Source organism: Mucilaginibacter gynuensis (genome assembly GCF_039541195.1).
GTDB lineage: Bacteria > Bacteroidota > Bacteroidia > Sphingobacteriales > Sphingobacteriaceae > Mucilaginibacter > Mucilaginibacter gynuensis.
The window spans coordinates 415,214-428,090 of sequence record NZ_BAABFT010000005.1; the positions used below are offsets into that span (position 1 = coordinate 415,214).

Genomic DNA, 12,877 nt, shown 5'->3' on the forward strand with positions numbered 1-12,877 from the left:
GCTAATTCAATTCTGACCGTCAAACTTTTTTCAGAACCTCATTACAGGCTGAAACCACCGTCAATGATCAATTCAGCACCAGTAATGAACGTTGCCGCATCTCCTGAAAAGTAAGAAACAAGTTTAGCAACGTCCTCGGCAGTTCCTAATTTTCTCAGCGGGGTTTTAGAGATCATGTGATCGTCCAGGCCTTTACGCGATGCGTCGTCTAAACCAAGTTTATTCAATATCTCAGTTTGTGTCGGGCCGGGGCTGATCGCGTTCACACGGATCTTACGTGGTGCCAGTTCAGCCGCAGCTATTTTCATTACTGAATTTATCGCGGCTTTGCTTGATGAGTAGATCGACGCGTTTGCGGCGTTCATGCTGGCTACGTTAGATGACAAGAATACAACTGAAGCACCATCGTTAAGTATCGGTATAAAACGACTTAAGGTAAAGAATGCGCCTTTGAAGTTAACATCCATTACATAATCAAAATCTTCTTCTTTTGCACCCTCTATACTTGCACCGCCCAATACGCCGGCGTTGATGAACAAGATATCCAATTTGCCAAATTTTTCGGCTACCTGAGCTGCCAGATCCTCAATAGCAGCAACTTTTCCCTGATCGGATACGATACCCGTTACTCCCAGATCAGCCGCAGCCTTCTGAACTGCATCTTCGCGTCTGCCGGTGATGATCACCTCCGCGCCCTGTGCTTTTAACTCTTTTGCGGCAGCGTAACCGATACCACTATTTCCGCCTGTTACCAGGGCTTTTTTTCCTTTTAAAGTTTCCATTTTTCTTTTTATTTATTAATATTCATCAAAGGTAATGGCTAACTGGTATAACTTTGTTACCAGTATCACTGATGATACCAGTCGGCACTATTCTATATGACATTATTTTAACAATTTGAAGGTTTCCCGTATCCCTTCAATAAAAGCATCCGGGTTTTCCCAGGGGCCGAAGTGTCCGCCTTTGGCGAAAGCTTTCGCATATACGATGTTGAACTGATTGGCCAGCGGTCCCCCGGTCAACATACCCACCCGGTTTTCCACAGTGGCAAATGGCGGGTATACCTCGCCGGTCAATAACGAAAACCCTGCAGGTGCCTCAACTGTCGGCATACGGTCATGCGATGGTTTCCACGGATAGCGGCTCGCATTGGCGTAATTGCGGATAGAACTGCCTATGGCCTGATTCACCCAGTAGATCATGGCAAATGTGATCACATCATCCTTGGTGTAAGAATCTGTAAAAGGCGCATTCTTATCGCTCCATTTTTTCCAGCGCTGCAGTATCCAGGCCAGCATTCCAATTGGCGAATCATTGAGGGCATGCGTCAGCGTTTGTGCATCCAGCATATGGACGGCTACGTGTGAAGCAAACGTTTGCTGAAAATGCAGTATCTCCTTGCGTACATCGTCGGGAAGGCCGGCAGGTACCAGGTTACCTTCGGTAAGGTCCCAGGGGCGTTCGCTCTGAAAAATAGTGAGCGGCATCTCGTGGCCTAAATGGATACCTATCAGATCAGCTGCATACTTATGCCCTAACTGCGCGGTTACCAGCATGCCGTAATCACTACCTGCGGCTGCAAATTTTTTATACCCCAGCACTTCGGTCATCAGTTTATGCCACAGATCGGCAATCTTCCAAAAATTAAGTTCGCCGTTAGTTACCGGGGTAGAGAAGCCGAAACCGGGCAACGAAGGGATGATCACATCAAAAGAGTTGGCCGGGTCGCCGCCATGGGCTGCCGGGTCGGTCAGCGGCCCAATCAGTTTGCTCCACATCCAATAGCTCCATGGCCAACCGTGCGAAAGGATGATCGGCGTAGGGTTAGGGCCTTTACCTTTCTCGTAAATGAAATGAATGGGTTGACCATCTATCTCTACCTTATACTGGTTCACTGCATTCAATTGTTCTTCTGCTGCTCGCCAGTCATAATTGTTTAACCAGTGATCTCCGTATTCTTTTAAAAATGCAGTGCTCAGTCCGTAGTACTGATCTTCGTTGTTAAGATCCTGGGCCCAGCGTGTTCTTTTTAATCGCTCCTTAAGGTCGGTTAAAACATCATCCGGAACATGGATTCTATAGGGTTCTAATTGCGTTTTCATATAAAATATTTAATAGGTAAAATCAATTTTTAATCTGGCAAGTATCAGCCGCGAAATGTACCATCGGCCATCGTCTTTGATAAATTCACCATGGTAATGGCCATAGCCATGCATGGTTTTGAAATCAGTAATGGTATCGCTTACCGTCAGCTCTTCATTCGGGTCGATCGGCCGGATCAGGCGGTCTTCCATGGAGAATACACCACGGGCGCTTTGCTCATTTTCCACTTCAACCTGATAGGAAAAGAGGTGATGTATGGCGATGGTTTCGCCAATGCTATTGAATATGGTTTCCTCAATCTCATTCCTGCCTTTCATTTCCAGGAGCACCTCACCCGCTACGTTTTTTGGTATAAAGGTTCCATCAACAGTAAAAAGTGCTGCCAATTTATTCCATTGCTTTTCATCGGCATACCTTACATACGCGGCCATCAATCCTCTTATTTCATCCTTGATCTCGAGGATATGTATCGTTGACATAGTCATCCTGAATTTATTTAATTGACGGACGTAAGGATTTAAAAGCTTTACGCACCTCTTCAGAAAATAACTGGGGCTCCTCCCAGGCAGCAAAATGCCCGCCTTTGCTTACTTCGTTAAAATAGATGAGGTTATGGTAAGCCCGGGTAGCCCAGCTTTTTGGTGCTTTGTAGATCTCACCGGGAAATACGGTTACTGCAACAGGAAGATCCAGGTTCACTGCATTAAAATTATTGGAGTGATCTTCCCAATAAATTCTTGCTGATGAGGCGCCGGTATTAGTTAACCAGTATAATGAGATATCATCAAGCATTTCATCTTTGGTGAGTGATTTTTCCGGGTCACCGCCAGAAAATGTCCAGCCTGCAAATTCATCATACATCCAGGCAGCCTGGCCAACCGGCGAATCTGCCAAACTATAACCTATGGTTTGTGGCTTGGTCACCATCATTCCGGAATAACCGGTGCTTTTGCGGTAAAAAATATCAATGGTTTTATAGGCTTCCAGTTCTTTGGGAGATAAACCGGCAGGCGCTTTTTCACCATTGGTCAATGCTTTTGCAATTTCGGCAGGAATGGTTGCCGGCATATTTACGTGGATTCCGATCAAGCCCTTTTCATGGTTTTTGGCCATGCGCTGGGAAATAACCGAGCCGCAGTCGCCGCCTTGTGATACGTATTTGGCATAACCCAGCCGCTCCATCAGTTCGGCCCAGGCATGCCCGATGTGGTCAGAATCCCAGCCGGTGGTAGCAGGTTTACCGGAGAATCCAAAACCGGGTATAGAAGGAATAACGAGGTCAAATGCATCTTCGGCTTTTCCGCCGTAAGCTACCGGGTCTGTTAGCGGGCCAATTACCTTTAAAAGCTCAAAAACCGAACCCGGCCAGCCGTGTGTCATGATCAAAGGCATAGCGTTGGGATATTTTGACCGAACGTGGATAAAATGAATATCAAGACCATCAATTGTAGTCATGAACTGTGGATAGGCATTAATTTTAGCTTCTGCTTTTTTCCAGTCGTAATCTGTTGCCCAATAATTTGCCAGTGTTTTCAATCGTTGTAGTTGCACACCCTGCGAAGCGTCGTTAACGGTTTCTTTTTCCGGCCAGCGGGTATCCGCTATTCGTTTTTTCATATCCGCAATAGCGGCATCAGGAATGTTTACGGTGAAGGGTCTGATAGACTGATCGTTTTTGCCTGCGGTAACCGATTGTGCAGATGCAGAGAAGCCCGCGCCGATCAGGATAATTCCTGCGATAGCCTTGCCAAAGTTTTTGAATTTAGTTTTCATTTGTAATAGGTTAATATGATGCATAATTGCGTTGTTAGATCAAAAGTATCTTTACAGCAGGCCTGCATCCATTAGGAAAGGGTTTAAGCGGACGTATTAGGCGGTGTATCGGGCAATACCAGCCTCGAAGCCAGCAAGGGTGCCTTGCAGCACCCGCAATGGTTATCCCACAAAAGGTAAATATTGATCACTGCTTAGATGCGGTTACCTTATGCCGGTCGCTAAAAACAGAAAAAGCGTACCAGGTACGCGAATGGCCGGAAGAAATTCCAGCCATTAATTATTAAAAAATACACGCTGACATCACTACTGCTTTCAACGTAGATAATTGCGATAGCCGGACCTCTCCCGACATTTCGCATTTAATTTTTTAATATTTACCGTGCGGGTTAATTGCGCTCATTCGCTAAAATGGAAAAACCGCTGCCACCTGCCTGGTAATCAAATTTATCCTGTCAGCCTGATGAGACTTTGGTTTAATAAAGGGTGCTGCCGGACCCTGTTTTAGCGCGTATTTGAAATTTACACCATTGGCTGTGCCGGCATTTACCTTTACCGTTTCTATGAATAAGATTCTGCCGTTCATATTCGTTCCATACCAATGGGGCATAGGCTTTTGTTCCCAGGTTACCATTTCAAATTCTTCGCCGGGCTGGTGACCGTTAAGCGTATCGCCGGAGAATCTTAAAGCTTGTTCGTTACCATACAGGATGGAGATAGTACTATCCTTAGTGTTGATCATGGATGTGATTACTTTTAAGTTTTTTACGTTATGAAGGTATTCGGGCGCAAGTACCGGCACATCGGGACGGTTACAGGAAAAAAGTGCAAGTATGAGGATAGCCGCAGAGGGTGTTTTTACTAACATGGTATTAAGGTTTAATAATTTATTTAGTTGGAATATTAAAAACGAAATCACTTTCAGGCACCAGTAAACGGTGGCAATTAATACATGTTTTGGCAAAAAGTGCCGTTTTACCGAATGGTTTATGGTCCAATCCGTCAAACTTGGCGAAGCCCCAGCCTTCGGTTGAAGCATATTTTTTGCTGTCCTTGATCATGATCTGAACATTTTGAAAATTACCGGGGTAAACAATGCCGTCTTTATCTTCCTTTTGTTTCCCCCAAACTACCTTCACAATCTTCGTCCCATCCGGAAAGGGAAACTTCCGGCTTTTAATAGCCTTTATCATTAGTTCATTACCGTAAACCACCCGCATACTGCCGCCGTCATATTTATCTGTAGTGCTGATAATTTGCCAGGTTTTAAAATCTGCGAAATAGGCTATACCGTTCAGTGATACAGGTACAGGCGGTTTAACCTGCCGGGCAGTTCCGGGTTTTACGATGCTTGCAGTATCTGTTTTATGCCTTCCCGGCAGGGTATTTACATAGTTGCGGAGCGTTGTTAATTCCGCTGCCGAAATTTGGGCTTCCGGATGCATGGCCAGGTAAGACGGCAGCGGCATTTTATTTTCTGTTATAGCGTTTACCATTTCCCACAGCAGCAACTGCTGCACTGCCGGAGGATTGGCATCCCAGTCTGAAAAGTTAAATCTTGAGCGGCCCTCCTTAATATCATGTGCTACCAGGTAGGATGCCGGCGCTATGCGGTCGAACCAGGCCGGCTCAGCCTGGTTGGAATGGCAATCATAACATGCCCTTTTCATAATCGCTTTAACATCTGCAGGCAGTATTATCTCTTTTTTAACCGGTGGATTTTCAACAGCCGGTGAAAAAAACTGTAAAGCAGCCAGCAGTATAACTGGTCCGATCAAGATGATCAATGATCTTTTATATAATGTATTGCCCGGGGTTTTCATAGCGTTGCTTTGTTATTGATTAAGCATAAAAGTAACTGCCGGTATTGCCCTAAAAAATTATTAAAGCGCCGATTTGGACAAAGCAAGTATCGAAACAGGCATTTTTGACTGCGAACCAGACCCGGGTAACATCATCACCCGTATTTAATAGTATTGTTGTATCAATCGTAATTGGGGAAACCTAAATCAATCTCAACCTTAATGATTTCCGGTGTTTGCCACGGCAAAATTAAACAACCGAAAATAGGTCAGCCGGTGAAGTGTCTATCTGAAGTCTCAAATCGCCCGGTTCGGAGCGATTACGCTGTTTAAACACGCCAAACGGCCTCACCTTTACATCATTAAACAAATAAAAAACGTAAGCCATGACACTTAAAACAACAAAAACAATTTACTGGATCGGTGCAGCATTAACTTCATTATGGTTCGGCGCAAGCGGAACAGGTGAACTTACTCACAACCAGGTTATCTGGGATATTACCGTAAAACTGGGTTATCCTCCACACTTTATTTATATCCTGGGCGTAGCTAAGCTTTCGGGCGTTGCCGTACTGCTTATCCCTAACCGCCTGTTAAGGTTAAAAGAATGGGTGTTCGCAGGGATCTTTTTTGATATCACGTTCGCTTTCTTGTCAAAAATCGCCGTATTGGGATTTCCGGCAACAACAGATGCGATCGTCGCATTCGTTATGGTTGGCATTACCTATCTCATGTTCCGCAGATTATACCCTGCCACTTACTCGATCGCAAACGGGATCAAATAATTTTACGGGTTTTACTGTCAATTCCTGGCGGATTAACAAAGGAATTGGCAGTAATTTAATCTCAAAAACTCCTTTAAACACCATTAGTATGAATAATCTTGTCCATTAAAATTACACAGAAGCTACCGATAATGCCACTATCGGGTTTACGCTAACCGAACTGTTACAGGAAGACTGCGAAAAGGGACGTGACGGGCTATTATGCCCCGATGCCAAAAAGACGATGGCAATATTGCCGGCAGATCAGTTGGTGACCGAAATGGAACTGGCCATATTATTTCTGGACATCAGGGATTTTACAGGATTACTTCAGCATGGATCGGAAAAGGAGAACATACAAACCATTAAAAAGCTGCTTGATCTGTTTGTCAAGATCATTACCAACTTTGGTGGCAATATCATTAACCGGGCCGGCGATGGTTTATATGCGGTGTTCGGTTTGGATACTACGCTTCGTACGGCCGCTAAGCAGGCGCTGCGCAGCACGAAAATGCTTTTTGAATCATTAGAATTTGTTAACCAGGAATTTGCCTTATCCAAGTTTGGCTTTCCGCTGGAAGTAGGTATCGGGCTGCATACCGGCAAAGTTATTGTAGAGCATGAATATAGTGAAGATATGCCATTGTCAGTTATGGGGCTTCCGGTAAATATAGCCGCGCGGTTACAGGCTCATACCAAAAAGGTTGATAACGACCTGATCTTGTCTGATGCTTTTTACAGTCAACTGGCCGTAGTTGAACACGAAAAACTCGGAAAGAACAAAAAACAAGTAGCGATTCCCGGCGTACGTGCTTTACAAACAATTTGGCTGGCCGGCCGCAGCTACCATAAAGTTTGCAATAATTATACATTGGGAATAACACTTGACCATCATATGGCTATCGCCGGATAGTATTCAAGGTTATTGTAAAGTACATGGTTTTGTTTGAAAGCTACTGGTTAGTGTCCGTTTGAAGGCTAAAATTGCCCGGTTCGCCTATTTGCCGCTCTGCGTTAAAAGCAGATATAGATAATTTCAGTCGAAGTATAGAGCAGGTAATCATGTCATCAAACAATCATTAACCATATTAATTGCAATGGACCAACATCAATTAACTACACGTGCCGGTGCGCCGGTACCCGACAATCAGAACATTATGACCGCCGGACAGCATGGGCCGGCACTCTTACAGGACGCCTGGTTCCTAGAGAAAATGGCACATTTCGACCGGGAGGTTATCCCGGAAAGAAGGATGCATGCCAAAGGCTCAGGCGCTTACGGCACCTTCAAGGTTACGCACGATATAACGCCTTACACGCGCGCAAAATTATTTGCTGAGGTTGGAAAAGAGACCCCGATATTCGTTCGTTTCTCTACTGTGGCAGGAGAGCGCGGTGCTGCGGATGCAGAACGTGATATTCGTGGTTTTGCCATTAAGTTTTACACCGAAGAAGGTATATGGGACCTGGTTGGTAACAACACTCCGGTTTTTTTTCTAAGAGATCCTATGAAATTTCCCGACCTCAACCATGCGGTCAAGAGGGACCCGCATACGAATCTGCGAAGCGCGGATAACAACTGGGATTTCTGGACATTACTACCGGAGGCGCTGCACCAGGTAACTATTGTAATGAGCGACAGGGGGCTGCCCAAAACTTATCGCCATATGAATGGGTTTGGAAGCCATACTTTCAGTTTCATTAGTGCAAACCATAAGCGGTATTGGGTAAAGTTTCATTTCAAAACCGCACAGGGTATTCAAAATTTATCTGATCAGGAAGCCGGGCTGCTGATAGGGGCCGACCGGGAAAGTCATCAACGCGATCTGCTTGAAAGTATAGCGCGGGGCGAATTTCCAAAATGGAAATTCTTTGTACAGATTATGGATGAGGAGGCCACCGCAAGCTACCCGATAAATCCGTTCGATTTAACCAAAGTATGGCCCCATGCCGATTACCCACTGATTCCAGTAGGTGAAATTGAGCTTAACCGCAATCCTGATAACTATTTTGCGGAAGTAGAGCAGGCCGCTTTTAATCCGGCTCATGTTGTTCCCGGTATTGGTTTCTCGCCGGATAAAATGTTGCAGGGGCGGCTTTTTTCATATGGAGATGCCCAACGTTACCGCTTAGGAGTAAACCATCACCAAATTCCGGTGAATTCACCAAAATGTCCGTATCATGCTTATCATCGCGACGGCGCTATGCGCACGGATACGAATTACGGCGGTGCAAAATCATATGAACCGAATAGCTTCCGGGAATGGCAGGAGCAGCCGGATTTTAGTGAGCCGCCGCTAAAAATAACCGGAGATGCTGCACACTGGAATCATCGGGAAGATGAAGATTACTACAGCCAGCCCGGGGCATTGTTTAGGTTAATGAACCCCGAGCAGCAGCAATTGTTATTCAACAATACTGCCGCATCAATAGGCGGAGCGCAAAAATTTATTCAGATACGTCATATCAGGAATTGCATTAAAGCGGATCTGAACTATGGAAAGGGCGTAGCTGCCAGCCTTGGTTTATCGCTTGAGGAAGTGAACAATTTTGAAGGTTATGGAATGTATAAAATAAGTTAGTAAGCCTGGAAAAAGTATTAGTCAACCCCGTCTTTCGGCAGGGTTGACTGTTCAGCTTAAATAATCACTAAGCAGCTCAACAAAGTATCAATCGGCAAAACTTTCTTCTAACCCGCATCTTGTTTTTTTTTGACCTGGCTGCCGCTATCAGAAAGCTTGCGAAAAAATTATATTTTAGATGACGTGGTATCATGAAGGGAACCAACATTTTTTTTGATATCGCCTATATATTTGAGGTAATTGTTATCTTATTGTATAATAAATGGAAAATGAAATATTATGAAGAGCAAGGTACTGATTGTAGAAGATCAATTTATTGAAGCGAATAATTTACGCAAGATGCTGGAGCCGGCAGGATATGCTACTTGCCCCATCGCACGATCTGTTGACGAAGCGCTAAATATCCTACGATCTGAAATACCTGATCTTGTATTGCTTGATATTTTTTTGAAGGGGCCACGAACCGGCATTGACCTGGCTCCCATCCTCAAAGAGAAACAAATTCCCTTCATATATCTTTCAGCAAATTCAGATAAGCAAACCTTTTCCCTGGCAAAGCAAACCCAGCCATATGGCTTCCTGGTTAAACCATTCCGTGAAAAAGACGTATTGGCCATGCTGGATATTGCTGCAGATTTGCACCAGGAACATCTTTCTCTCACCCGGGCATCTATGCTGCCGAAAAACCCGGCCGGTACCAAAAGCACCCTTGCTTCCAACTTCGGTATGGCAGGCAAAAGTTCGGGGCTTAAAGAAGTTGGCCGGCTAATACAAATTGCCGCGGCGGCAGAAAGCCCTGTGCTTATTCTGGGTGAAAGCGGAACAGGTAAAGAATTGGTGGCAAAAGCTATTCATGAACATTCGGGCCGCAGTAAGATGCCATTGGTGATTGTAGATTGTGCAGCTCTTACACCGACGTTGATCGAGTCCGAACTTTTTGGGCACGAAAAAGGGAGCTTTACGGGAGCAACCGATAAACGAACCGGCAAGTTTGCGCAAGCGGAGAACGGCACCATCTTTCTTGACGAGATTGGTGAAATGCCGCTGGAGATACAGTGCAAACTATTACGCGTTCTGCAGGAAAAAGAAATTTGCCCCATCGGGGGAAAAAACAGGAAAGTGAACGTTCGCATCATTGCTGCCACCAACCGAAAGCTGGAGGAAGAAATTGAGGCCGGGCGATTCAGGCTCGACCTGTATTACCGGCTATACGTATTTCCAATAGAACTTAGCCCGTTACGGTACAGAAAAGCCGACATTATGCCTATTGCGGAGCATTACTTACAGATTTTTGCAAAAGCAAATCATAAAACTATTTCCGGTTTTTCAGATTCTGTAAAGCAGGCGCTAAACGATTACCCCTGGCCGGGCAATGTGCGCCAGCTTATCAACCTTATTGAGCGTTCTGTATTACTTTGTAAAGGCCATGAAATTGACCATATATTATTGCCGGTTCTTATACAAACCGGCGCTACGGGAACCGAATCTAAATCTATCAAAAATATAACCGATAACGAGCGGGACCACATCCTCGGCGCACTGGCAAAATGCAACTGGAAGATCTATGGCCCCGGGGGCGCGGCAGAGTTGCTGGAAATAAATTCATCCACCCTTAAATCACGAATGGTTAAACTGGGCATTTCTAAACAATTTGGTTAAAGCGCACTCATCATTTCATCTGTGTTAAAAACATTATCCGGCGCGTTCTGATATGCTATTAAAGTACCCATTCATGAAAATTTTCACAGCTTTATTTTGCTTGCTTTTTGTTACCGCTACGACTATAGCGCAACTTAAAGATTCTGTTTTACAGCAAATATTAAAGATTGATACAGCCTATCAGCAAGACCCGTCTATAGAAACAAAGAAGCTGCTTATGCCTATTGCTCTGCAATGCAAAAATGCAGGGGATGTGAGGAACGAATACAATGCCTGGCTTTACATCGCCAGGGACATACCTGTAAATCCAAAAAATAATATTTTCCGTCTGGAATGCTATCAGCAAGCTTTGGACCTCATTAGAAAATTGAATGACCTGCAGGAAGAACTGGAAATCAACAGGCAAATAGCTGATATCTATTTACAGCAACAATCTTTCGTTTCTGCCGAGCATGAATTATTCCAGATCATCAACAACCCAAAGGCTTCTGATCATAATTTAATGCTTGCGACCGATTTGCTTTCATCAGTGTATTCCTATTCCGGAAAATACGACAAATCGTTGTTTTATGCCTTGAAGACCGTTAAGACTATGCGCGGTGCTGACACGATTTATGCTTTGACATTTTATGATCGCCTTGCCGTGATCTATTTTGACCTGAATAATCCTAAAAGCAGCTTGCATTGGTCGAAAAAAGCTTATGAGTGTGCAAGGCGGATCAAAAATATTTCTTTGATGTCTATCATTCGGACGACTATAGTGATCAACCTTATCGATTTAGGCAGGCCTAAAGAGGCACTCTTACTTGTAAAAGCAGATATTGAAAAGTTTCCATCCAATGATCCCAGTATCCGCAGAGATAACATTTCCCAGCTTGCAATGTGCTACGAAGCTTTAAAGCTGTTTAAACTTGCTGATAACAGGAACCAGGAAATAATTGGCATGGTGAAGAACCCCGAAAATCATTTTTCGCTCCATGAACAGGCCGTTAGCTATCATCACGTTGGTAAGTATTATTTAATCAGAAAACGCCTGTTCGCTGCCAAAACGCTTTTGTTGGAAGCGCTTAAGGGTTATAAAAAATCGGGCAACGAAACGGAAAAGAAGAATGTTTACTTGCTGCTCTTTAAAGCAGATTCGGCAATGAAACACAATGAAAGCGCAATTAGCTGGTTACAGCAAAATATTCGCATCAAAGATTCCATCTTTAACGATTCAAAAAATAAACAGATTGAAGAGTTACAGATCGCTTACAATTCTGAACAAAAAGATAAAAAAATTCATGACCTGAACAACTCGGCCAAAGTCCAGTTTCTGAATCTGAAACAAGCAGAATCTACCAGGAACTGGATCATAGCAATTTCCATAATGCTGTTAGTAATAGCCGGTCTGCTTTTTCGCCAGGCCCGGGTTACTAAAAGAACCAACCACACCATGGCCCGTAAAAACAACATGCTGGAACAGCTGGTTACAGAAAAAGAATGGTTGTTAAAAGAAATACATCATCGGGTGAAAAATAACCTGCACACGGTGATTTCGTTGCTGGAAACACAGGCAAAGTACCTTCACGGCGATGCGCTCAAGGCCATGCAGAACAGCCAGCACAGGATATTTGCCATGTCGCTCATCCATCAAAAATTATACCGTTCCGACGATATCAAAACCATCAATATGGGGGAATACATCCCAGAGCTTGTTCATAATCTGGAAACGAGCTTCGGCGTAACCAATCATATCAGTTTTAAGTTCGATATAACGCCAATCACGCTGAACATTTCTTATGCCATACCGTTGAGCCTGATCATCAATGAAGCCGTTACCAACGCCATCAAATACGCATTTCCGGACCGGTACAGAAATGAAATTCATATCAGTTTATTTTGGGATGAGGAGCAGGTTAAACTCAGGATATCTGATAATGGCATCGGCTTTCTGAACGATCCGTATGAATCAGCCAATCACTCACTCGGGATCGAATTGATGAAAGGGCTGTGCTCAGACATCGATGCCACAATAAGTTTCGAGATCGCTAACGGCACGGCCGTTATAGTAAGCTTTAATCCAAACCTAGAGCTTTAATCACCAAGATAACAAATATCCTTTTGACTAAACCATCTTACCGATCGCCACCAGTATAGCCACCACTCATCAAATCACTATACTGCAAGTACGTATCATTCTGTCGTGCTGCAC

11 protein-coding genes are annotated in these 12,877 nt (G+C 44.3%); 5 read left to right on the top strand and 6 right to left on the bottom strand.

The annotated features are described in order from the left end of the window. Positions 1-41: 41 nt before the first annotated feature. From ABD894_RS12630 to ABD894_RS12655, 6 genes are all read right to left on the bottom strand, one after another. On the bottom strand, positions 42-782 hold the full coding sequence (locus ABD894_RS12630; RefSeq protein WP_345211402.1) for an SDR family oxidoreductase: 741 nt from the start codon (positions 780-782) through the stop codon (positions 42-44). Between the two features lie 102 nt (positions 783-884). Then, positions 885-2,102 carry an epoxide hydrolase family protein gene (locus ABD894_RS12635; RefSeq protein WP_345211403.1) on the bottom strand — a complete coding sequence of 406 codons (1,218 nt, stop codon included), beginning with the start codon at positions 2,100-2,102 and terminating at the stop codon, positions 885-887. Between the two features lie 9 nt (positions 2,103-2,111). Beyond that, entirely contained in the window at positions 2,112-2,582 is a 471-nt protein-coding gene (locus ABD894_RS12640; protein ID WP_345211404.1) for a nuclear transport factor 2 family protein, read from the bottom strand. Positions 2,583-2,595: 13 nt separating this feature from the next. Then, the gene (locus ABD894_RS12645; protein ID WP_345211405.1) at positions 2,596-3,876 is read right to left on the bottom strand and encodes an epoxide hydrolase family protein; all 1,281 of its coding nucleotides are present in this window, start codon (positions 3,874-3,876) and stop codon (positions 2,596-2,598) included. A gap of 406 nt (positions 3,877-4,282) precedes the next feature. Continuing rightward, positions 4,283-4,744, bottom strand: coding sequence for a hypothetical protein (locus ABD894_RS12650; RefSeq protein WP_345211406.1), 462 nt, complete (start codon positions 4,742-4,744; stop codon positions 4,283-4,285). 19 nt (positions 4,745-4,763) lie between these two features. Beyond that, a complete protein-coding gene (locus ABD894_RS12655) occupies positions 4,764-5,699 on the bottom strand; it encodes a heme-binding domain-containing protein (protein WP_345211407.1) in 936 nt (311 codons plus the stop codon). 365 nt (positions 5,700-6,064) lie between these two features. Between ABD894_RS12655 and ABD894_RS12660 the strand changes: the two genes are divergently transcribed. The 5 genes from ABD894_RS12660 (at position 6,065) to ABD894_RS12680 (ending at position 12,763) form a co-directional block, all read left to right on the top strand. After that, positions 6,065-6,463, top strand: coding sequence for a DoxX family protein (locus ABD894_RS12660; protein ID WP_345211408.1), 399 nt, complete (start codon positions 6,065-6,067; stop codon positions 6,461-6,463). Between the two features lie 223 nt (positions 6,464-6,686). After that, positions 6,687-7,355: an adenylate/guanylate cyclase domain-containing protein gene (locus ABD894_RS12665; RefSeq protein WP_345211409.1), complete on the top strand. Its 669-nt coding sequence runs from the start codon at positions 6,687-6,689 to the stop codon at positions 7,353-7,355. Positions 7,356-7,539: 184 nt separating this feature from the next. Further along, the gene (locus ABD894_RS12670) at positions 7,540-9,024 is read left to right on the top strand and encodes a catalase (RefSeq protein WP_345211410.1); all 1,485 of its coding nucleotides are present in this window, start codon (positions 7,540-7,542) and stop codon (positions 9,022-9,024) included. 279 nt (positions 9,025-9,303) lie between these two features. Next, on the top strand, positions 9,304-10,683 hold the full coding sequence (locus tag ABD894_RS12675) for a sigma-54-dependent transcriptional regulator (protein WP_345211411.1): 1,380 nt from the start codon (positions 9,304-9,306) through the stop codon (positions 10,681-10,683). Positions 10,684-10,756: 73 nt separating this feature from the next. Next, positions 10,757-12,763, top strand: coding sequence for a tetratricopeptide repeat-containing sensor histidine kinase (locus ABD894_RS12680; protein ID WP_345211412.1), 2,007 nt, complete (start codon positions 10,757-10,759; stop codon positions 12,761-12,763). The last annotated feature ends 114 nt before the right edge of the window (positions 12,764-12,877 follow it).